The organism is Halobacteriovorax vibrionivorans, assembly GCF_003346865.1.
Lineage (GTDB): Bacteria > Bdellovibrionota > Bacteriovoracia > Bacteriovoracales > Bacteriovoracaceae > Halobacteriovorax_A > Halobacteriovorax_A vibrionivorans.
Window position 1 is genome coordinate 63,343 of sequence record NZ_QDKL01000002.1, and the last position, 23,286, is coordinate 86,628.

The following is a 23,286-nucleotide window of genomic DNA, read 5'->3' on the forward strand; positions in this document are numbered from 1 at the left end:
ATAAATTACCTTTTATTACGATCCCAAATTGATAAGAAGGCATAGTTATTACCCGAGATATAACGCTTACATACGTCTCTCACCTTCTCCACAGTCATTTCATCATAGCTCTTTAGTTGTTTCTTATACTCACGATAATCACCAAAGTAGAATTCAGTTGAGCCTAAGAAGCTTGCAAGGCCATCATTTGTAGAAATTGCTTGGAAGTATTGCTTTAATAGTAAGTTCTTAGTCTTTTGTACTGAACGAGGTGTAATGGCCTTTGAGCATGAACGACGTAAACTTTTTAAAAGCTTATTACGACTTGTGCGAATACTAAATTTTGGAAGAATCTCTCCTCCAATAACAAAAACACCACCATTCTTTAGGCCGTAATTGAAAGCATAAACGCTTGAAAGACGAGGTCTTTTAGAAACGACAAAGTTTTTAACAAGATAAGAGCTTGTACCAGTTCCTAAAATATCAGCTAAGAAGTCCAGGGCAAGTGCATCTTCATGAGTTATTGAAACAGCAGGAAATGCTAAACGAAACATTGGATTCTTTGCCTGTCCATTAAGGCCTTTAATATAAGGAAGCTTTGAAGTGCGCTTATAATTATCAACGTTATCAAGCTTCTCTTTTTTCTTATCAAGGTCACTATTTGTTTTAATCTTTCCAATTGTATCCTTAACTTTATCTAGTACCGAAGAAGGATCGATATCACCAACAATGATCATCGTCGCATTATTTGGTGCGTAGAAGTTATGATAAAACTCCATCATCTGATCTCTTTTAAGTGCCTTTACGTCTTTTGCATCGCCAATAACAGAGCCTCCATATGGAGTTCCTTTAAAGATCGCCTTCATCATTGCAAGATGAATTTTTCCATTTGGCTTATTTTCATAACGCATTTTTCTTTCTTCAAGAACGACTTGTCTTTCTTTTTCAAAAGGAACTTCTTCAAGAACAAGATTTTGCATTCTCTCCGCTTCAAGCTCAATCATCTTCTCAACAGTAGAGGCCGCAATATTTTCATAATAAACAGTGTTATCAAATGTCGTATATGCGTTTGAATCACCACCGTAAGTTTCAATATAATCTGAGAAATACTCCGCTGGATAATTCTTCGTCTTCTTAAACATCATATGCTCTAGGAAGTGAGTCGCTCCAGTCGTGCCTACTTTCTCATATCTTCCACCAACATCGTAGAATGTATAAATTGATGCAATAGGAAGCTTAGAGTCCCGTACTAGAAGTAACTTCAGTCCATTATCTAACGTATGTTTTTGAATATCGATATTTAACTCTAAGTCACCAAGTCCAATATCTTTATGATTTGTGCCCTGATCCTGCGTCGATGAACACGAGACAAGAAATAAAAATACCAGGCAGGCAAAGTACTTTGTCGTTTTAAACATTAAATCTCCAATAAAAGTTAACATAAGTAGTTTAAAAGCTTATAATTTTCATGGCAATATATACTTATGAATTTATCAATCACATTTCTAGGAACAGGAACAAGTACAGGCATCCCAATGTTAGGATGTAATTGCAAAGTATGTACAAGTTCAAATCCATTTAATAAGCGTCTTCGCACTTCTTTTCTCTTGCAAACGAAAAAGACGACTATCGTCTTTGACACTGGTCCCGACCTAAGGACTCAACTATTAAGAGAGAACGTCCAAGATGTTAATGGTGTTATTATATCTCACCCTCATGCTGATCACCTCAACGGGATTGATGATATAAGGCCATTCACATTCAATCATCCAATCAACCTCTACACATCAAGTGATTGTGCAAGAGTTATCCATGAACGATTTGGCTATATCTTTGGAAGTAATAAGGGGCATATCGGCTCAAGTCCCAGACTCTTAATGAATGAGATCAATATTAATGAAAAGATGAAAATTTGTGAGCTAGAATGTGAGTTCCTTCAGCTTCCCCACGGAAATGGAACTTCATTAGGTTTATTAACGGATAAGCTTGCTATAATTTCAGATTGTCATGAGATTGCGGACCAGACACTTTTAAAGCTTAAAAACTCAAACCTTGATGCGCTTATTATAGATTGTGTTCGAGAAGAGCCTCACCGCAGTCACCTAAACGTGGAGAAGTGCTTCTCATATATCAAAGAAATTGGCGCAAAGCAGAGTTTTCTCACTCATATGGGACATGAATTGGCCCATGACTCACTGCAAGCTAAGTGTCATGAGCATTTTCCTACAAAAAATGTCAAAGTGGCCTATGACGGCATGAAATTCGATGTTTAAATTATTGTAATTGCACGTTAAAAACATTATATATTTTAAACTATTTATAAGATTTATTATTACGCCTTTAGCTTTGATGGAGATTAGTATGATTATTGGTGTTCCTAAGGAAATTAAAAATAATGAAAACCGTGTAGGTCTAGTTCCAGGTGGTGTTAGACAACTAGTTCACGACGGTCACGAAGTGTACGTAGAAACAAATGCTGGTTATGGAATTGGTATTAGCGATGAAGACTTCATCCAAGCAGGTGCTAAGATTCTTGGCTCACTTGAAGATGTATTTGCTAAGTCGACAATGATCATCAAAGTAAAAGAGCCACAAGCTAGAGAGATTGCTCTTTTAAAGCCACATCATATTCTTTACACATACCTTCACCTTGCTGCAGATGAGCCACAGACTCGTGGCCTAATGGAATCAGGATCAACATCTATTGCATATGAAACAATCCAACCAGCAGACGGATCACTTCCACTTCTTACACCTATGTCAGAGGTTGCGGGAAGAATGGCAACGCAAATTGGTGCTGCTTACCTTCAAATTGATCATGGTGGAAAAGGTGTTCTTCTAGGTGGTGTACCGGGTACAAGAAGAGCAAAGGTTACTGTTATTGGTTGTGGTGTTGCCGGAACAAATGCAATTAAGATGGCCATGGGAATGGGTGCAGATGTAACTGCAATTGACCTTTCAACAAAACGTCTTGCTGAACTTGATGACTTATTTGATAACAGAATTACAACTCTATTCTCAAATATTGAAAATATTGAAACGACTGTACAAGAGTCAGATCTTGTTATTGGAGCAGTTCTTGTTCCAGGTGCAAAAGCGCCAAAGCTTGTTACAAGAGATATGATTGCAAAAATGGAAAAAGGTTCTGTTGTTGTTGATATTGCAGTAGATCAAGGTGGATGTATCGAGACATGTAAGCCAACAACTCACCAAGACCCTACTTTCCTAGTAGATGGTGTTGTTCATTACTGTGTTGCCAATATGCCAGGTGCCGTTGCTAAGACTTCAACATTTGCACTTACAAACGTTACACTAAAGTATGCTCGTATGATTGCAAAATACGGTGTCGAAGAAGCGGCCAGAATGGACGCCGCATTCAAGAAAGGGATCAATATCTACAAAGGTAAACTTGTTTACAAGCAAGTTGCTGACGACCTCAACCTAGAATACACTCCTCTAAATATCGATTAAATATGATATGGCCCCCAAAGTGGGGCCATTTTCTTACCAAAACCATCAACTTTTTCAAAAAAACCCGCTAATACACAGTCAAAGATCTTACATTACCTTACAATTATAGAGTTGAGCTAAATTAATTTCATTATATTTTTCAATTTTAATAGATTCTCGCTAAAAGTTACTTACTAATTCTTTTAAGGGGGAGAAATGTCTAAGTTTTTGAAAAGCATCATGCTTGTTTTAATCGCACTCACTGCGAATGCTAGTGAGAACCAATTAAACTTCTCATTTAACGGTGGACAAAATGATGTCCAAGTACTTGCCAAAGAAATTGAAGTAACAAAGTACAAGCAAGAGTCCTATGAAGGTACTTGCTACAATCAAGTTCCATATCAAGATGAAGAATGTGGGTATGAAACAAAGTATCGTCAAGAATGTAGTTACCGTACGGGACGAAATGTATGCCACACAGAATACGAAAGACAATGTCGTTATGAAACGAAGTACCGTCAAAGATGTACAACTGGCCCATCAAGACAAGTTTGTCGTGATGTTCCGGGACAAAGAATTTGTCGCGATGTAAACGGACGTCGTGTATGTAACCAAAGACCTGGTCGTCGCGTTTGTGAAACCAAGCCAGGACGCCAGACATGTCGTCGCGAGCCATACCAAGATCGCGTATGTAACTCAAGACCAGTTCAGCGTTGTGTATGGGAGCCAGGAAGAAATATCTGTCGTGACGTTCCTTACCAAGACTACGTATGTCGTACAGTAACAAAGTATCGTTCAGAGCCATACTCTTGTACTAAGCAACGTACAGTAGCTTACAAAGACACAGAAAATGTAACTCATAAAGTAAAAGTAGAATATATTGGAGCAATTGATAAGGCAGATGCAAACTTTGAACTAAGCTTTGCAAATGAAATGAAGAGCTTCCAAACTGTTGTAGAAAACCTTAACGAAGAATCAACTCAGATCAACTTCCAGGTAACTGACTTTAATGAGGTTCAAGACTATAACTATGAATCAACTCTTAAAGTAGAATTCTTTGACCTTGATAAGGCACGTGCACCGATCCTTGTTGAGCCAAAGAAGGTTGAAGTTAGCAAAAAAGGTAAATTTGAATTAGAAGTATCAAATCTTGAAGGTGTTGAATCTTTAAAAACTGAAATCGTAATCTACGACAAAGAAAAGAAGAAACTACACTTTAAGAAGACACTTGAGCTGCTCTCTTTTAAAAAGACTCAACTTAGTAACGGTAATATCCTTCTTACAGGTGAACTTAAAGAGCACGGATTTGAAAAGATTAAGAAGACACTTTTTGGTCCATTTGAAAAAGCTCGTAAACTAAAGGTAACACTGACAATCTTCCCACTGGACTCAACTGTTCCAGGACAAGAATTAAAGTCAGTTACACATACTTTAAATACAGAAGCTGAACTTTAAAAAGTATTAGACCTTAAGCACACACTTAAGGTCTTCATTCAATTGTAGGGGATTGTTTGAAGACCACGATAATACAATGAGAATATGCAGGCCTATGTCACTGACAAGGCCTGCTTTTTTTCATTTCTATACTCGTTTCTTCCTTTTAACTTGTTGTGTCTCTCACAACTCTCCAAATCAATGAATATTAAAGAAAAGCTTAATAAAGCGAGAGTGATCCGTAGCGTTGTTTACGATAGATAAAATGCTACGTATCATTTTTAAATAAGAAATATAGAAGAATCAAATAAGACATTCAGGGAGAAGTTAATGTTTAAGAAGTTAGTGGCCTTTTCACTTATGGGCCTATTAGTTGTCTCATGCACTGGAAATGGTGGAGCAAAGAAGAACACTTTTGTATATTGTTCAGAAGGATCCCCTTCAGGATTTAACCCACAATTTTTAACAGATGGCCCATCTCATAATGCAGCAGCTTACCCACTTTATAATCGTCTTGTAAGCTTTGAAACTGGAAGTACAAATATAATTCCTTCTCTATCTGAGAGCTGGACGGTCTCTGATGATCAACTAACTTACACATTCAACATTAGAAAAGGTGTAAAATTTCATACAACTAAATACTTCAAGCCAACAAGAGAGCTAGATGCCAGTGATGTTGTATGGTCATTTAACCGAATGTACAAAAAAGATCACCCATATAACAAAGTTAGTGGTGGTATCTATGAGTATTGGGACGGCATGGGAATGTCTAATATCATCAAAGAAATTAAGCAAACTGATAAGTACCAAGTACAGATTCGACTTCATTATCCAGAGGCTCCCCTACTTGCAAATATGGCCATGGCCTTTACAAGTGTCCTCTCGCGAGAATACGGAGAGAAGATGCTAGCAGCAAAAACTCCAGAGGAGTTTGACCGCAAACCAGTAGGAACAGGGCCATTTATTTTTAGTTCATATCAAAAAGATACAATGATTCGCTACACCGCCAACAAAGACTACTTTAATGGTGTACCTAAAATTAAGAGAATGGTTTTTTCAATTATTCCTGATCCATCTGTTAGAACACAGAAGCTTGTGGCCGGTGAATGTCATCTGGCCACTCAACCAGCTCCAACAGATATTGCAGCACTTAAGGCCAATAAAGAGATTACTGTCCTTGATGGGCCTGGTTTAAACGTAGCCTATCTTGCAATGAATACAGAAAAAAAGCCATTTGATAATATTCATGTAAGACGTGCAATTAACTTTGCTCTTAATCGTAGTGCATATATTGATCCTATTTATTTAGGCTTTGCTACAATTGCAAAGAATCCAATGCCTCCTACAATCTGGGGATATAACGATGATATTTCCGCTTCAGAATACAATATCAAAAAGGCAAAAGAAGAGTTAAAGAAAGCTGGCCTTCCAAATGGTTTTGAAACAACAATCTGGACTCTCCCTGTTTCACGTCCATATAACCCTAACGGAAAAAAGATGGGAGAACTTATGCAAGAGGATCTAGCAAAAGTTGGGATCAAGGTTGAGCTTGTGTCTTATGATTGGCCAACATATTTGAAGAAGGCCCATGCTGGAGAACACTCACTAATTCAAATGGGTTGGACCGGAGATAATGGTGACCCAGATAATTTCCTCTATATGCTACTAAGTTGTGAAGGCGCTAAGGCCGGATCAAATTATGCTAATTGGTGTAATGAAGACTACGATCGTCAAGTGATCATGGCCAAGCGATTAAGTGATCGCAAGAAGCGTGCAAAGTACTATCAAAAAGCACAAGAAGTCTTTAATAAGGACCTTCCTTGGATTCCACTCTTTCACTCAACAGTTCATCGAGCAATGAGAAGTAATGTGAAAGGATTTAAGATTCATCCACTTGGAAATGACATCTTTACAAATATTTCAATCGAGTAAGTAATTTAATTATATGAAAAACTTTTTAAAACAACGCCTTTTACAGCTAATCCCTACGATTATTGGGATTAGCTTATTTTCTTTTATTATTGTTCGTCTAGTCCCAGGAGATCCTGTTCTTCTTTTACTTGGAGAACGAGGTGCCGATCCCAAGGTCTATGCAGCCATGCAAAAAACATTGGGACTTGATCGTCCGATTCTAGAGCAATACCTATTTTATATGAAGAATGTCTTTTCTGGTGATTTTGGTATCTCCATTGTGACAAAACAAACTGTCGTAAATGAATTCTTCTCGCGCTTTCCAGCAACACTAGAGCTTGGAATTTGCGCTATGATCTTTGCTATCTTAATAGGAATTCCAGCAGGGGTTTATGCAGCATTAAAGAGGAATTCCTTTATGGACTATCTTCTGATGGGAACTTCTCTCGTTGGCTACTCCATGCCTATTTTCTGGTGGGGCCTTATTCTCATAATTGTCTTCTCAGTAAATATGGGAATAACTCCTGTCTCCGGTAGAATGGATGTCTTCTTCGAGGTCCCAAGTATTACGGGATTTATGCTTCTAGATACCTTAAACCCAGAAGTCATTGAGTTTGATGGCCTAGCACCATTTACTTCGGCCCTGAAACACCTCATTCTGCCAACAATTGCTATGGGTACTATTCCTTTAGCTGTTATTTCAAGAATGACTAGATCAAGCGTGCTTGAAGTTTTAAAAGCACCTTATATTCAGACCGCGAAGGCCAAGGGCCAAAGTTATCAAAAGATCGTTTGGAAACACGCTGTTAGAAATGCCCTCATCCCTATTGTTACTGTTATTGGACTCCTCTTTGGAAGTATTATTACAGGCGCAATTCTAACTGAGACAATTTTCTCATGGCCAGGAATTGGACGCTGGCTTGTAGCAAGTATTCATGCAAGAGACTACCCTGTTATTCAAGGAGGAATTCTCTTTATAGCTCTTATGGTTATCTTTATTAATATGTGTGTGGATATTATTTATTCTATTGTTAATCCTAAAATCGCAGGTTCAAAGTAATGAGTGATCAAATCATGAATCAAGATTCAAATATAACAAATATTAAACTTCTTAAAGAATTCTGGGATCACTTTAGTGACAATAAAGGCGCAGTCTTAGGCCTTGCTCTTGTGCTAGGTTTTATCATCATCGCACTTTTAGCACCAGTAATTGCTCCTCATGGTTCAAGTGAGATATTTGAGGGTCAACTTCGTATTCCACCAATTTGGGCAGAAGGTGGAACCACAAGCTTTCTATTAGGAACAGATGACCTTGGACGAGATGTTCTAAGTCGTCTTATTTATGGGGCCCAAATCTCACTATTTGTGGGTATCTCTATTGTCTGTATTTCAGCAGTCATTGGAACAATCCTTGGTCTTCTCTCTGGCTACTTTGGAGGAAAGACTGATGCTGTCATTATGAGATTCATTGATATTCTTATGGCCTACCCAAGTATCCTACTGGCCATCATCGTTGTTTCAGTTATAGGCCCAGGACTAATGAATGCAGTGCTTGCGGTATCTCTTGTTAGTGTCCCATCATTTACCAGACTTATTCGTGCCAATGTTATGGAGATTAAAAACCTTCAATATATTCAAGCGGCCAAAACTTTTGGGGCCTCTCCTATTCGCATTATGCTTAAGGAGATTCTTCCAAATTGTATGGCGACACTTATTGTTCAAGTCACACTTGGTCTTTCTGAAGGTATTCTTTCAACTGCCGCCCTAGGCTTCTTAGGACTTGGTGTTCAGGCACCAACACCGGAATGGGGAATTATGTTAAGTGATGCCAGGCCTTATATTCAAAGTGCTCCATGGCTTGTGACACTACCAGGACTTTGTATTCTTGCTGTTGTTCTAGGCTTAAACCTATTTGGTGATGGCCTAAGAGATGCCCTTGATCCAAAACTTAAGAGATAACAAAAGAGTTAAATGACATGAATTTATTAAAAGTTAAAAATCTAAATATACATTTTAAAACAAAGAAAGGTCTAATTCACGCTGTAAGAAATGTTTCCTTTGAAGTTGAAAAGAGTGAAACCTTAGGAATCGTTGGTGAATCAGGTTGTGGAAAGAGTATCACCAATATGGCGATCATGGGGCTCTTAGATGATAATGCTGTGGTTACTGCAGACGAGCTAAGTTTTGACGGAGTTGACCTACAGAGCTTAAATGAAAAATCATGGCAGCAAATTCGTGGCGGTGAAATAAGTATGATCTTTCAAGATGCTATGAGTAGTTTAAATCCATGCTACACAGTAGAGAATCAAATTGAAGAGGTTCTTCTAATTCACGAACCAACTCTTAAAAAAGAAGAACGTAAGCAAAGAGTTGAAAGGCTTCTTACTCAAGTTGGTATCCCTGCACCAAAAGAGAGAATGAAGTCCTACCCTCATGAGTTATCTGGAGGGATGGCCCAAAGAGTAATGATTGCCATGGCCATTGCTTCTGGGCCTAAACTTCTCATTGCAGATGAGCCTACAACAGCACTTGATGTTACAGTACAACAACAAATTCTTGATCTTCTTATTGATATTCAAAAAGAGACAGGAATGGCCGTAATCTTCATCTCTCATGATTTGGCCGTTGTTAAGGACTTCACGAGAACTCTGCAAGTAATGTATGCCGGCGAAGTTATTGAAAAAGGACCGACTGATGAGATTATTTCTCATCCAAGACATCCTTACACATATGGACTTCTCCAATCCATTCCTTCTTTTACAAATGATATTAATGCTCCCCTCTACTCAATTAAGGGTATGGTGCCTGATCTGGCCAGTAGGCCAGAAGGTTGTCAATTTAGAGAACGTTGCAACTATGCAAGTAATAAGTGCGGCGAATTACCAAAGCTCATTATTCATGATGAACACTCACTACGATGTATTCACCCACTTAATAACTAACCATACATAGAAAAAGATAGAATATGATTGATACAATAAAAGTCACAAATTTAAAGAAACACTACCCAGTAGGAAATAAGGCCGTTAAGGCCGTAGACGGATTAAGTTTCAACCTCCAGGAAAGAACAACTCTTGGAATTGTTGGTGAGTCTGGTTGTGGTAAGTCCACTCTTGCAAAATGTCTCATGGGACTTGAGCCATTAACCGATGGAAGCATTACGATTGCAGGAAAAGACTTTTCGCAGCTAAGTTCAAAAGAACTCTACCACAATATCCAAATGGTTTTTCAAAACCCTCTTGAGTCCCTTAACCCAAGAAAGAAGGCCTGGGAAATAATCGCTGATCCACTACTTATAAATGAGAAGGTCACTAAAAAAGAAGCTTATAACCGTGCATGTGATCTAATGGAAACCGTTGGGCTTAGACGAGAACATGCTCATAAGTACCCACATATGTTTAGTGGTGGCCAGCGCCAGCGTATTGGTATCGCACGTGCCCTAATCTTAAGGCCAAAGGTATTGATCCTAGACGAACCTGTTTCGGCCCTAGATGTATCGGTACAGGCACAGGTTTTAAACCTTTTAAAAGACCTGCAAAAGGAATTTAATCTTACTTATATTTTTATCTCCCACGATCTTTCAGTCGTTCGTTATATAGCAGATAAGGTTCTTGTCATGTACCTTGGAAAGGTATGTGAGTATGGAAAGAGTGATGTGATCTTTAATACTCCTCATCACCCTTATACTAAAACACTTTTAAAGAGTGCACATGCTGTGGATAATGAAGTAATCAAGGCATTTCCACCGCTAAAGGATGTGGAACTACCATCTCCTCTAAATCCACCAACTGGTTGTAATTTTCACACTCGCTGTCCCCTTGCTGTAGAAAAATGCAAAGAAAGCACACCAGAATGTCGTGATATTGATTATCGAAGTATTTTTTGTCATGAAATAATTTAATATTTTAAAAAGCTGTTAACATGGTGAACAATCTTTCACTTAAGTGTAGGTGTATAGACTACACTTAAGTGAAAGAAAGTATGGTAGTACTAAATCTAAAGAAATATACATAACTTAAGTTAATTGTTATTGTAAATTATCACAAATTTACTTTAGGACTACCATATGATGAAAAAGATTTTACTTACTGCTCTAATTCTACTTAGCATTCAAACTTTTGCAGATAAGATAGCTTACAAGATTGAAAAGAAAGGTTTTGCAAAGGGAATTTCTGGGCCATCTAATTTCTCTCAATCAATTTTCTTTGATATTACAGATAAGGAATATATAAACTCTGCCCAGTTAAGTATCAATTTATCATATTCATCAATTTTAAGGCCATCATCTTATGTAAAGGTATTAATTAACGACATTCCTCTTGCATCCAAAGACCTATCAACAGGTAAAAATAATTTCGCATTTAACAGATATAAGAACACGATAAATATACCGAAGTCATATCTATCGGCCGGAGCAATGAAGCTCACAATCACAGCAAATGCTGTTTTAAATAAAGACCAATGTATCAACACACAGCTTGCAAAGAATTTAATTCACATCCTTCCATCAACTGCGATACATATTGATTATAAAAATCAAAGAATGAATATTGCTAATACTCTAAAATCTTTCCCTGAAAAGATAAATATCTATACTGACCATAGCTATAATAATCATCAGATCTTTGACTTAATCTACTACTTAAGAAAATTCTCACATAAGATTAATTTCATTGATAACCCAAAAGACATAAAGAAGAACAAGATTCATATCTCACTAGCTAGCACTGAGACAAATAATAACCTATTACAACTTTTATCAAATGAAGATAGAGATATACTTGCGCTAAAGGATCAAATTGAGTCAAGATTTGTTTCTGATAACAATATGATTTTAATTGATACACAAAGTAGAAATGATACAAGAATCTACAATGCACTTGTTGAATATAGAAACTTACTTTTATCAAAAGGAATAAACTTAGAAAACTCTGAACCAAGTAGTCTTCTTGAAACGAAGGTCTATCGTGACCAACTAGGAATTAACGAAGAAGGTAAAGTATTTAACAATCGCCAAGAGTGGAATTTTAGTATTAATCCTTCACAGTACTTAGGAAAAAAACAACCAAGTTCTCTAACAGTATCAACAACGGTAACACCGACAACAGGTGATCACCCACATAAGCTAAATGTTTTCCAAAACAACCAGCTCATAAAAGTTGTTGAATTAGACAACTCAGGAAGACCAACATTATATAATTTTGAACTTCTACCTTATTTAAAAGAGCAAACTCAAACGATAAAAGTTCTTATTATAGCGTCAGATAAGGATGGACAATGTGGAAGTGGATCATACGGTGCAATTGCATCTCTATTACCAGACACACATGTAACACTAAAAGAGCTTGATCAAAAAACTGACAGTTTAGCAAAAATTAATTATGCATTTAAAGACACTGTTGATTTCTTTATTCCAAAAGACACTAGTAAAATTGCAGCAGCTTACAATAGTTACTTACTTTCAAACTCATACGGTATAAACCCTTTACGCATAAACTTCATTGAATTTGATAACGTTATACCAAAAACGAATAGACCATTCATCGCCATTACAAATAGAAATAGTAACACTGATTGGTTAGCTCCAATTAGAGATAGTAATATAACGACATTTACAACATTTCTTAAAAAGAAAATAATGGCAATAGAAGGCCTAGAAAATCTAAGTTTAATACAATTAGTAAATAAAGACGGACATAGTGGTGTTAACTTTCACTATCTTGGCAAAAGCTTTATATCAGAAGCAAATTATATAACATTTGACGATAATGACATTGTAATGATCGACAAAAGTAGTGAGGTATCAAGATTCAACTCTATGCTTTTAAGTAAAGAGCTTCCAGTCTTCGCCAAATCAAATATTTTAGAAGATCTCTATACAAAGTATAAATTTATACTACTCTTTGGTGTGTGGTTACTTCTAACATTTGGATTTATCAGATTAAGTAAGAGAAACAATGATTAAAGTTATTAACTTCATCATATTCACACTTCTTTCTCAGTCTATTTATGCGAGTGCCACCTTAACAAAAGATGGCGCTTACGAGCTATATACTTCTATAAACTTTTATCAAACAAGTGATAGCTTTAATAATAAGTCAAAATCTGAAAAGTATCCAAACAATGGAAGATTTAAAAAATATGAGCTTAGTTATTACTACCTTTATGGATTAAGCAATACGACTTCCCTGCTTGTAAAAGGAAATATACTTACAGACCTTAGTTATAAAGATGACTTCAATCAACTTGATAATACACAGATTGGAGAAAATGCAATTGGAATTAAGAAGCATATTAAAAAATACAAGCATGGAACCAGTGCCTGGATGGCCACAATAAGCTTTCCTTTATTTGATAAAGAAAAAGCACCAAGGCCAGCTGCTCATCAAAGTGACCTTGAGATAAGATATCTGCATGATATCTACTCAGCTTTCAAGTTGGATTTCATAAGTATTGAAACAGGGGTAAATTTTAGACTAGGTATTCCAGTAAACCAGTTCAAATTAGATATTACTATTGGAAAATGGTTCAACAACTTTCTACCAATGTTTCACAGCTACTTCGTAAAGAGTTTAGATGAAAGTAACAGTAACCTAACAAACTCTCCTCTGGATGCTGAAGACTGGGACCAATGGAAGATCGGACCAAGCCTTGCATACAAACTAAGTCGTACCTACAGTATTCAACTAGGCTACTTAAATGAAGTTTGGGGACGTAATATAGGTAATGGACACTCTATATTCATAAGTCTTTGGTGTAATTAAAATGAAGATCGGTCAACGTCTAATTCAAAAAGGATTTATTACCCCAGAGAAGCTGGAAGATGCCCTATTAATTCAAAGTAAAACAGGTTCTAGACTTGGTAGAATTCTTGTTGGTAAAGGATATGTAAAACAGAGAGACATCGATAAGTTAATGGCGGAGTACTTTAACTTACCATTTAAAGAAATCTCCACAGAGGATGTCGACACTGATAATATAAAACGCGAAGACTTTGATCTATACTTAGAGAAAAACCTCTTACCATTAAAGAATAATATGATGGCCATATGTGAACCACAATATGAGCAAATATCATTTATCGAATCAAACTTTAAAGAGTATGAAATAATTGTAACATCCCAAGACAGTTTAAAGCAGGCGCTACACCTTCACTTTGGAGGTAAGCTAAGCCATGAATCAATCTACTCTTTGGCAAATACATATCCTGAATACTCTGCAGCACAAGTTTTTATCTCCAAGCAATTGATAGGAATCTATTGTTTAGCAATACTTTTTGCTTATTTAGTATTTTACAACACTGATACAACATTTCTTACAATCAATATTATAACGACATTTTTTTTAATTATAAGTTTCATCTTCAAATTCAGTTTAACTTGGATAGGTTCTGATAACTCATTTGAAAAAAAAGTTACCGATGAAGAAGTCAATAATCTTGATGAGTCATCTCTTCCAGCTTATACAGTGCTAATTCCAATGTACAATGAACCAGAGGTATTACCTATTATTGTTAATTCAATTAGGAATCTTGATTACCCGAAAGAGAAACTAGACGTTAAATTAGTACTGGAAGAAAATGACGACAAAACTATTCAAGCTGCAAAAGACCTAGAATTAGAAGATATATTTGATATCTGCTTAGTTCCCCACTCTTTCCCAAAGACAAAGCCAAAGGCATGTAATTATGCACTTAAATTTGCAAAAGGAAAGTATGTAACAATATATGATGCTGAAGATAAACCAGAAAAGGATCAATTAAAAAAAGCAATTATTGCTTTTAAAAAGTCTCCAAAGAATACTGCAGTAATCCAAGCTAAACTTAATTATTACAACGATAAAGAAAATATTTTAACCAGATGTTTTACATTAGAATACTCTCTATGGTTTGACTTTTTTCTACCGGCCCTTGAGAAACTAGATGTCCCAATTCCATTAGGGGGGACATCGAATCATTTTGTTACAAAAATCCTTAAACAAGTTGGTGGATGGGACCCATTTAATGTAACGGAAGATGCAGACTTAGGAATTAGATATTCTGCTCTAAATTATGTCGTTAGAGTCGTAAACTCTACAACCTATGAAGAGGCAAATACAAAAGTTGGTAATTGGATTAGACAAAGATCTCGTTGGATTAAAGGTTATATGCAAACCTACCTCGTGCATATGAGGACTCCACTAAAGCTTTATCGTTCCATAGGATTTAAGGGATTCTTCTCTTTTCAATTCTTTATAGGGATGACAATTCTAACTTCTTTAATAACTCCTTGGCTTTATTCAGTCTACATATTTTGGTTATTCACTAAGACGACTATGTTTGATCCTTATTTTACAGAGAGTATTATCTACCTTAGTAACTTGAATCTATTAATGGGGAATGCATTCTATGTATATATTATGATGTTAGGAGTAACAAAAAGAAATAAGTTATACTTAATCCCGTATGCCCTAGCTGTTCCATTCTACTGGATACTAATGTCTATTGCAGGTTATAAGGGGCTGTATCAACTTTTCGTAAATCCATTTTACTGGGAAAAGACACAACATGGCCTTAGTAAAGTAACTCAACAAGAGGTACAAGACCTTGCTTAAAAAATATGCTTCCCCTATTGTATTCTTACTTGGCTTTAGTTTTCTGATAACGGTGTATTATTTATCACGTGTAAATGGATATCACTCAGATCTAGAAATAAAGACCTGGAAGTATCTGTACCTACTAAACAACAATAATAATATTTACTCTTTATTATCCAGTACCGCCCCCTTATCTTTATTCAATATTATAAACATATACAGATTAACTTTTTTCAATCTCACGATATTCGCTCCGTTCTTTCTTGGGATGCTAGCAATATCACTTGTGAGTTTCTTTAATAGTATTGATAAAAAAGGAAACTTCTTACAAATAAACAATACTCGTGCCTATGTACTTTTAGCATTTATGTTAAATCCATATGTATTGAATGCCATTAATAATGATGTTCTTAGCTTAATTGCTGCTTTAACATTATTTTTAATTTTCAAAGGTGTTTTTTATTACGATGTTAAACGATCATCAAAGGGAATATTTCTAATAGCAATAGGCTTAGCTGTCTTACTGACTTCAGGTGGAATTGGAGTTTCAAACTTCTTGTCATTATTTATATTCTTGCCACTGCTACTTCATACTTTATTTAAAGACAAATATACACTTGGCCCACTTTTCTTGATAGCCTTTCCATCCATGGCCACATTATTTGGTGTCTTTTATCTATCTTGGTTAGCTAATATTAATATTGAAGAACTCCTTTTTATTCATGAACATAGGTTTATCAATTATAAATCACTACTATATTGGACAATCTTTATACCTATCATTATCTATCGTATAAAGACGATTGGCCTAAACGCTAGGCAATTACTGATTCGTAACTCCGCAATTATTATACCGCTGCTTGCTCAAGTAATACTAATTACTCTTGATCGCTCTTATCAAAACTACTCTTTTTTAGCAATTGCACTTATATTGACAGCATTGAATATGCTTTCATCTAAGAGTAACAAAAAGGCTATTTTATCAGCAAGCTTGTACTTAACCTTTTCATCATGGCTTATCTTTTCTTTTGCACCTAAAGGTGAAATTGATAATTTCTACAATTCAATTTTAAATGATCACCCTTATAAGTCTTCACTTGATTACGATGTACAGAAATGGTTTATAAATAATAAAACGAAGAAGGCCATTGCATTATCTAATGATGTTTATAGACTCTCAATGTTGGACTCAAGTAATGATATACTGACTCCAATATCTAAGAATTTTCAAAAAGAGTTAGTCTACTCATTAATCGAATACGATACAATTATTATTTCAAAAGAATACCTTGATAAGCAGTCACTACCAAATATTGACTACATACGAGACTTACCTAAAGAAGTCACAGACAACTACTATAAAGTCTTTAATAATTCAAAGTGGAGTATTTACCAAAGCTCTTCAATGATAAGAGCATATTCAAAGGGTGAAAACACGCTATCACGTGAATTTAACTGGATTTTTGTAAAAGAATTACTCTATTTTATGATTATTTTTGACTTAGTTATACTCCTTTATATATTTTACAAAAGAGAACGAAATTAATTAATTTGTGTAAGGTTGAAGAAATGAAAGCATTTGTACTTTTTATATTTTTCTCTATTCAAGCAATGGCCGACTTGAGCCTATCTTATAATGACTTCAGACTATTCAAGAGGCCAATTTCACAAACTAAGCCAATAAGTGAAACTGTAATTAATCTACATGATCCAGAAAAGCCGATCGCCTATAATGCCGTTTTAAAAATGAGTGCTAATATATTAAGCTACAGTGAAAATGCACCACATATCACTCCTGAGTCATTTGACTGGTCAAATATTGGATTATTTCCAATTTTTAATTCTTACCTGAAATTAAGTAAGAATTTTGAAAATTACGAAGATTATAAAAACTATAAGATTAAAATTCCATTTTATGCAAAGGATATTAATTCTTGGAATATTGGAGATTCAATATACTTTAATGTTGTTGGAGGTCTTGGGCTTTACCTAACAACAGGAATTGGTGCTTCAGGGCTAGGCCCAAAAGTATACGCTGAAGGTGGATATAGTATTTATGTTGAAAAGAAATCGGAAAACGAAGTCTTCGTTGAAATCCAAAGAGTTTTTTCAAAAAGCATTTCTCTCTTAGCTGGAACTTGGGGAGTTTTTGCAGAGACTTCTCGTCTTCACCAGGCAACGAGTGGAATTAACTTTTTGATTGATATCTCGACTCAACAAGGTCAAGAAGCCTACCATGAAATAGTAACTCATGGAGATGCTACTATTGCACAAGAAAAAGATGAAAGTATAGTAAAGACCGGAAAAGTAAAGTCAGACGTATTAAGCTTAACTAATAAGGCCGCGCTAGTTACGCCATTTATTCCATTCATTGAGTTCTTGGCCCAAAAACAGCTTAAGGTTTACAAAGAAGAAAGAAATAATATTTGGAATCAAGAAAGTAATAAAACCATTATTACCAGAGGACATAGTTACGACTATCGTTTATTTAGCAAAAAAGGTGTTTTCAATCGCCAATTAACTCTCAATTTAAATAATAATAAACTTAGCTCTGCAAAGTATGAAATCTATCGTGAAAAAAACCACTTTAGAACTCACTCTCTACAGCTTGCACTCAATAAACTCGAGCGCTACACTGACCAAGCTTTTTTCAAAGATTTAAGTATTGATTTTCAAAAGCAAAGACTGGGATATGCAATTGTAAAAGCTGAAATAGAACTAGGCCCAACAATTATAAAGAACTTTAAGAAGCTAATGAATGAAGATGATTACAAAAGCTCGGCAAGAAAATTTAGAAAGTACTTTAGAAAAGGTGGTTTTGATAAGCTTTTAAAAGTTGTAAAGAATTGTGGTGGAAGCCTAAAATTGCTAGTTCAGGGTGAGAAGATTACAAATCATCAAGAAGTGCATACATTCCCATTAACGAATAAGTGTGAACTTACTTACTAATCAATAATTCTTTATAAAAACGCTTAGAGTAAATCGTTCCATCATATAGAGCATGATGGTCCCACTTATTATGATTCCAATATGTCACGATGATGGCCTCTTTATTATTAAAAAACTTCGTATAGGATTGCATTTGACTCGTTTGATCTAAAGCAAACTCTCCAAGAGATATCCTCTTACTAGCAATGCTGATTTTATAATTTTTGTTATTACATAATTCATTTAATTTCTTATTCATTCTCTTAGAAAACAAAGCCTTTGTATCTGTATAAGTTGCCATAGAATTATTAAAACCAACATGACCTCTATCACCATAGATTGATGGAGAAATGTAGTCCATTTCTTCAATCAGCTCCTTTAAGTAAAAGCATGAGCTAACCTGCTTGCTTTGAGGTAGATCCCAACCATTATAGAAATCACCATTGGTATTGTAAGAAACCTTAGGTTTATAGCCTAAGCGATCAAAAACATCCTTCTTAAGTTTTTTTACTATTGATAGTGAACGCTTGGGATATGATAAAACCATTGGATCAATTTCAGAGAAAGCAGTAACCATCAAGTCACCCTCTTTAGAAAAGTTCTTAGTTAACTCAAGATAGTCTAAGAACTGACCAAAAGCACTCTCGTAGTAAAAATCATCAAGAGGAATGCCTGACTTAAGTCTCCACTCAGAATTTTCTGGATCAACAAGTGTCTTTACACTTTCCAAGTGAGGAATAAATTGTAGATTAAGCTTATTTTTTGAGATTACATTCAAGCAATTATATAATTCACTTCGACTAGGACGATTTAACTCTTCAAAGCGATAATGACGTCCATGCAGAGGCTCAGAAGGCATATTGTACTGTTCAGAGTTCCCCCCTGAGAAATGGACAGGATAAAATAAGCTAACTCCCTTAAAGCCTAATTTCTTAGCGCTACTGACCTGCTTTTCACATAACTTGGCCATATCGCCTTTTTTAAAATATATCAAACCAGCAAATTGGCTTACATTCTTAAATTCCCTAATTTTATATAGATTAAACTCATCAACTTCGGTGGCATCATCTACTGAGGCCGGGCTTCGGTAGGACTTGGCCTGACGATAATATTCAGACAGATCTGATTTATAGCTACTTTCATAACTTATACGCTCTAGAGCTAAAAATGGTTCAGCATATGTACCAGTTACACATAGTATTGAGATAAAAATCTTATTTAAGTATTTTAAATGATTCTTAAAACTCACGTTACCCGACTCCTTTAATCAATTATCGGTCACAAACAGCAAGTTCCTGAGCATTAAATTCAAGTAATTAAATATTTTAATATTTTCAAGCACTTACAAATAGCATCAATGAAAAATATTTGACAGTTATTAATACATTCGTTAGTAGTCGTTTAAAAAATACATATTTTTTACTTAGGGGCCCTTATGAAATCAGTTTTAATTGCAATGACTTTAATTCTTTCCACTACTTCAACTCTTGCATGGGTTGAAAATGAAGAGCAATTCTCATCACATCCTTACTATGAGGAAATGATTGAACTTTTGTGCTTTAATTGTGGTCCAAATGAAGGCGGGTATAGAATTAATGATATTCACGCCATTGAAGAGACACAGGCTGACGTTTGTTACGTTATAGACTACACAGTGATTTACGATGATGACTACGGACCTGTTAACGAGAGTTACTTTCAAGAATTCTGCTTTGTACCAGAGTTATAAATGAAAAGGCCTCGTATAGCGGGGCCTTTTTTTATGTTCACAACAAAAAAACAGTGCAAAGCACTGCGATCTTTTTAATCAATATTTATTTAAAAATAATCTGTGCTACAAGTCCTAAAACAAGAATCAGAATGGAGAGATCGTATGAAGAAAATCATCGCAAAAGCACTTATTATTGCAACAATTTGCACTACGGCATTAACATCGTCAGTATTTGCTGGCTTCTGTGCAGACGAACTTCTTTTTGACCCAAGTTGGCCACAGAATAAGATCTCAAATGTCCTCCAATGTGAGCGAGTAAAAGCAAAGTCTTATCAGCTAGAAGAAAACCTTCTACTTGGTCAAACAGCTTGTTTTGGAATTATTAAGAACCAATATGCAGACTTTAAGAACACTACATATAAGGTATCTTTTTGGAACACTCAAAAAGATTATGAAGGACTTAGCATTATTCCAACAATTCTGGAAAATGGAAGAATGTTTGAAAAAGCAAAAGTTGTCGTTAGTAACGATGGTCAAACTCACCTATCTTTTCGTGATTCAGGCCGTGGATATACAACAGAAGTAGGCTTTAATATGGACAGTCCTTCGACAATGAAGGTGCATGTTTTTAATAAGAAGCTCTTTTCGAAGAAGTCCATAGAAACTGCAGAATACGAATGTAGCTTTGAATAAGCAATAAAATAAAAAAGCCTCGCATTGCGAGGCTTTTTTTATATCTGAATTTAAATAATTAAATTACTTAATTTCTTTATGAAGTGTATGCTTTCTTAGGAAAGGATTATACTTCTTAACTTCAAGTCTTTCTGGTGTTGTTTTCTTGTTTTTTGTAGTTGTGTAACGAGATGGAGTTTGTCCGTTCTTTCTCGCTTCTGTACACTCAAGTGTAATAATAACTCTAGGACCCTTTGCCATAACTGTCTCCTGAAAAAATATTTTTTTTAATCTTATTTAGTAAATTAGTATTCGTAGGATAGAAACTTACTAGAAATACGTTGTCATGGCAAGGGCCAACTGCTAAAAATACATTATGGAAACACAAAATCTCGTCAACTTAAAGAATTGGAACTTCGCCCACTACAATAGTGAGCATTTCAAGGCATTTATTGGAATGACGGGAGATGTAGAAGAGACAAATGGTGACTTCAAAGAGATCATCCTCTACTCGGTAACGGTAGTCGATGGTGAAGATAAGGAAGTCTTCCAACGTGATTTCAAGTCGTTAAAAGCGGCCATTACTCTTATCAATGAGAACTATAGTCACTGGCAATTTAACGACCCAACAGATAAGTCAGGAGGAGGCTGTAGTTCTTGCAGTGCTCACTAGCCGCGAGGGGCAAAACCCTTGACAAATCTGGCCATATAGGCGAAATTGCTCAAATCTCAAACTTAAATGTTGTAAAACTTAAACGTAGAAATAGCATTGTAACAAGCAATGCGAGAAAAAGAGGTTTAAAATGAAAAAAGGTATCCACCCAGAGTACAGAGAAGTTCTATTCCACGATATCTCTGCAGACTTAAAATTTATCACTAAATCAACAATCAAAGCTGATGCAGAGCTTGAGCACGAAGGGACAACTTACCCATACGTAAAGCTTGATATCTCAAGTGCATCTCACCCATTCTATACAGGGAAAACTAAAGTTCTTGATACTGAAGGTCGTATCGATAAGTTCAGAAAGAAATTTGGTACTTCTTACGCTTCTCTTGGGAAGAAAAAGTCTTAATTTAGATTTCAAATTTAAGATATATAAAGGCCTCGCATCGCGAGGCTTTTTTGTTTATAATAAGAATATGAAAATTCTTATCCTTCTTCTTATCTCTCAGGTTGCACTTGCAAAGCTAGAGAACAAAATCAACTATATTGCAGACATTCTCATTCGAGAACAATACCTCATTAACGACTCAAAAGAGCGAGCAGATTTCGTTAAAAGACAACTCATTGAAAAGTCAGCAAAGAGTATCGACAATAAAAAGCTCGAAAAAATTATTGATGAGAATACAAAGTTCTTAGACCTTAAAGAGCAAATCACAAAACGCTTAAAAGAGAATTACTCAGAAGAAGAGATTAATAAGCTAATGGCCATCCTTGAAACAAAGGAGATGCGAAAGCTTGCAAAAGATGTCATTGCACCAATCTTAGTTACGCCTCTATACACAATGGATAAAGAGAAGATCATTTATGAATTAAAAGAACTAAGAAAGTCTTCTAACAAGTAGATTAGTCGATTTCAATCTCTATGTCTTTCACTCGAAATGTATCATTCTCTAGCTCTTTAGCTACCGTATAAGAGACTTCAAGCCCAGATGATATACCATCAAGTTGCTTAAGCATCTTCTTCTTAAAAAGCTTCTTAGGAACTTCTAAGGTAATAACTTTATTTTCGCTAGTACATACTTCCCATAAGTAGGCGTGTTTTACATTTCGTTTTAAGCGAACAAGGCGAGCCTTGTCGGAGCTCTCAGTACTTGTGGCCTCTTCATCAAATGAATAAAAGTGAATGGTTGCTGGCATAACCTTACGGTCAAGCTTTGCCACTTGAGAAAGGGACTCGAGCTCGTAATCTAGAGTTGTCTTAATAGATTGGTGACACCAGTCATCCATGTTTTGGAGAGGACAACTCCCCTGCCCCATACAAGGATATTGAATCTTATAATCAATAAGAAGAAGCTTTTTTCTTAGCGCTAGTAGATCCTTGAAAACCTCTTTTGTTCCAGGCTCAATACAGATAATAAACTTAGGCTTATAACGCTTAATGATTTTGAAAGCTGCCGGCATCCCCATTTCATTAATAGAGTTTCCAAAAATAATAGTTCTTGGTGCATCATCTACAAGAGGAAGACTTTCAGAAAAACCAATTTTAGAATTTTTAAAATACTCATCGTTAAGCTTATTTGCTTGTTTAAGCATAAGCTTAGACTCATCAATACCAGTGAATGAAAGAGCATCAGGAAAGAGCTCACTGGCCGAAAAGACATAAGTCCCAGGCCCTGTTCCAATATCTAGAATATGAGTTTTTGAAATTGCGCTTATTTGCTCATCACTTAAGTTTTGTGTGAGAAACTCAAGCTTCAGTGCATTTGTTGGAAAGTAAAATGAAGTATATGCACTAATAAGATCTTCATCAGAGTAATTATTCTTAAGCTTTGTACGCTCACTTGTAAATTGTGTGGACTGAGTCCCAATTAGTTTAGCAAGTTGCTGCTTATTTAAATTTGGATTCAGAAGAGAGTTTAAAATAGCATCATAATCAAACATATTACTTCCTAATAATAAGGGC

General features: G+C 35.5%; 22 protein-coding genes. 18 read left to right on the plus strand and 4 right to left on the minus strand.

Annotated elements, in window-relative coordinates:
* Positions 1-5 precede the first annotated feature (5 nt).
* The gene (locus DAY19_RS06085; protein WP_158536814.1) at positions 6-1,397 is read right to left on the minus strand and encodes a M16 family metallopeptidase; all 1,392 of its coding nucleotides are present in this window, start codon (positions 1,395-1,397) and stop codon (positions 6-8) included.
* Positions 1,398-1,463: 66 nt separating this feature from the next.
* Here DAY19_RS06085 and DAY19_RS06090 point away from each other — a divergent pair, with 66 nt between their 5' ends.
* The 13 genes from DAY19_RS06090 (at position 1,464) to DAY19_RS06150 (ending at position 18,297) form a co-directional block, all read left to right on the plus strand.
* Positions 1,464-2,252 (plus strand): MBL fold metallo-hydrolase, encoded by a 789-nt coding sequence (locus DAY19_RS06090; protein WP_114706310.1) that lies wholly within the window; start codon positions 1,464-1,466, stop codon positions 2,250-2,252.
* A gap of 88 nt (positions 2,253-2,340) precedes the next feature.
* Positions 2,341-3,450, plus strand: a complete 1,110-nt coding sequence (gene ald, locus DAY19_RS06095) for an alanine dehydrogenase (RefSeq protein WP_114706311.1) — start codon at positions 2,341-2,343, stop codon at positions 3,448-3,450.
* Positions 3,451-3,645: 195 nt separating this feature from the next.
* Positions 3,646-4,884, plus strand: a complete 1,239-nt coding sequence (locus DAY19_RS06100) for a hypothetical protein (RefSeq protein WP_133296899.1) — start codon at positions 3,646-3,648, stop codon at positions 4,882-4,884.
* Between the two features lie 309 nt (positions 4,885-5,193).
* Positions 5,194-6,795: an ABC transporter substrate-binding protein gene (locus DAY19_RS06105; protein WP_114706313.1), complete on the plus strand. Its 1,602-nt coding sequence runs from the start codon at positions 5,194-5,196 to the stop codon at positions 6,793-6,795.
* Positions 6,796-6,808: 13 nt separating this feature from the next.
* Positions 6,809-7,834: an ABC transporter permease gene (locus DAY19_RS06110; RefSeq protein ID WP_114706314.1), complete on the plus strand. Its 1,026-nt coding sequence runs from the start codon at positions 6,809-6,811 to the stop codon at positions 7,832-7,834.
* On the plus strand, positions 7,834-8,733 hold the full coding sequence (locus tag DAY19_RS06115; RefSeq protein WP_233500247.1) for an ABC transporter permease: 900 nt from the start codon (positions 7,834-7,836) through the stop codon (positions 8,731-8,733). The genes DAY19_RS06110 and DAY19_RS06115 overlap by 1 nt, the downstream gene beginning before the upstream one ends.
* Before the next feature lie 17 nt (positions 8,734-8,750).
* Entirely contained in the window at positions 8,751-9,716 is a 966-nt protein-coding gene (locus tag DAY19_RS06120) for an ABC transporter ATP-binding protein (RefSeq protein ID WP_114706315.1), read from the plus strand.
* 23 nt (positions 9,717-9,739) lie between these two features.
* Entirely contained in the window at positions 9,740-10,675 is a 936-nt protein-coding gene (locus tag DAY19_RS06125) for an ABC transporter ATP-binding protein (RefSeq protein ID WP_114706316.1), read from the plus strand.
* 165 nt (positions 10,676-10,840) lie between these two features.
* Positions 10,841-12,739 (plus strand): cellulose biosynthesis cyclic di-GMP-binding regulatory protein BcsB, encoded by a 1,899-nt coding sequence (locus tag DAY19_RS06130; protein ID WP_114706317.1) that lies wholly within the window; start codon positions 10,841-10,843, stop codon positions 12,737-12,739.
* Positions 12,732-13,538 carry a hypothetical protein gene (locus tag DAY19_RS06135; protein WP_114706318.1) on the plus strand — a complete coding sequence of 269 codons (807 nt, stop codon included), beginning with the start codon at positions 12,732-12,734 and terminating at the stop codon, positions 13,536-13,538. The genes DAY19_RS06130 and DAY19_RS06135 overlap by 8 nt, the downstream gene beginning before the upstream one ends.
* 1 nt (position 13,539) lies before the next feature.
* Complete coding sequence (locus DAY19_RS06140; protein WP_114706319.1) at positions 13,540-15,366, plus strand: glycosyltransferase family 2 protein; 1,827 nt, start codon at positions 13,540-13,542, stop codon at positions 15,364-15,366.
* Between the two features lie 250 nt (positions 15,367-15,616).
* Positions 15,617-16,894 carry a hypothetical protein gene (locus DAY19_RS06145; RefSeq protein WP_133296900.1) on the plus strand — a complete coding sequence of 426 codons (1,278 nt, stop codon included), beginning with the start codon at positions 15,617-15,619 and terminating at the stop codon, positions 16,892-16,894.
* 23 nt (positions 16,895-16,917) lie between these two features.
* On the plus strand, positions 16,918-18,297 hold the full coding sequence (locus DAY19_RS06150; protein ID WP_114706321.1) for a hypothetical protein: 1,380 nt from the start codon (positions 16,918-16,920) through the stop codon (positions 18,295-18,297).
* On the opposite strand, the gene DAY19_RS06155 is transcribed toward DAY19_RS06150, so the two are convergent.
* Positions 18,287-19,525, minus strand: coding sequence for a hypothetical protein (locus DAY19_RS06155; RefSeq protein WP_114706322.1), 1,239 nt, complete (start codon positions 19,523-19,525; stop codon positions 18,287-18,289). The two genes, DAY19_RS06150 and DAY19_RS06155, sit on opposite strands and share 11 nt — an antisense overlap.
* Before the next feature lie 186 nt (positions 19,526-19,711).
* Between DAY19_RS06155 and DAY19_RS06160 the strand changes: the two genes are divergently transcribed.
* Together DAY19_RS06160 and DAY19_RS06165 are read left to right on the plus strand one after the other, a co-directional pair.
* The gene (locus tag DAY19_RS06160) at positions 19,712-20,005 is read left to right on the plus strand and encodes a hypothetical protein (RefSeq protein ID WP_114706323.1); all 294 of its coding nucleotides are present in this window, start codon (positions 19,712-19,714) and stop codon (positions 20,003-20,005) included.
* Between the two features lie 144 nt (positions 20,006-20,149).
* Entirely contained in the window at positions 20,150-20,680 is a 531-nt protein-coding gene (locus DAY19_RS06165) for a hypothetical protein (RefSeq protein WP_114706324.1), read from the plus strand.
* A 63-nt stretch (positions 20,681-20,743) separates the two neighbouring features.
* Here the strand turns inward: DAY19_RS06165 and rpmG are convergent, their stop codons facing one another.
* Positions 20,744-20,920: a 50S ribosomal protein L33 gene (gene rpmG, locus DAY19_RS06170; RefSeq protein WP_114706325.1), complete on the minus strand. Its 177-nt coding sequence runs from the start codon at positions 20,918-20,920 to the stop codon at positions 20,744-20,746.
* Positions 20,921-21,035: 115 nt separating this feature from the next.
* On the opposite strand from rpmG, the gene DAY19_RS06175 reads away from it, so the two are divergent.
* The 3 genes from DAY19_RS06175 (at position 21,036) to DAY19_RS06185 (ending at position 22,225) form a co-directional block, all read left to right on the plus strand.
* Positions 21,036-21,332: a hypothetical protein gene (locus DAY19_RS06175; protein WP_114706326.1), complete on the plus strand. Its 297-nt coding sequence runs from the start codon at positions 21,036-21,038 to the stop codon at positions 21,330-21,332.
* 130 nt (positions 21,333-21,462) lie between these two features.
* Positions 21,463-21,732 carry a type B 50S ribosomal protein L31 gene (locus DAY19_RS06180; protein ID WP_114706327.1) on the plus strand — a complete coding sequence of 90 codons (270 nt, stop codon included), beginning with the start codon at positions 21,463-21,465 and terminating at the stop codon, positions 21,730-21,732.
* A 67-nt stretch (positions 21,733-21,799) separates the two neighbouring features.
* The gene (locus DAY19_RS06185; RefSeq protein WP_133296901.1) at positions 21,800-22,225 is read left to right on the plus strand and encodes a hypothetical protein; all 426 of its coding nucleotides are present in this window, start codon (positions 21,800-21,802) and stop codon (positions 22,223-22,225) included.
* Between the two features lies 1 nt (position 22,226).
* On the opposite strand, the gene DAY19_RS06190 is transcribed toward DAY19_RS06185, so the two are convergent.
* Entirely contained in the window at positions 22,227-23,264 is a 1,038-nt protein-coding gene (locus DAY19_RS06190; RefSeq protein WP_114706329.1) for a small ribosomal subunit Rsm22 family protein, read from the minus strand.
* Positions 23,265-23,286 lie beyond the last annotated feature (22 nt).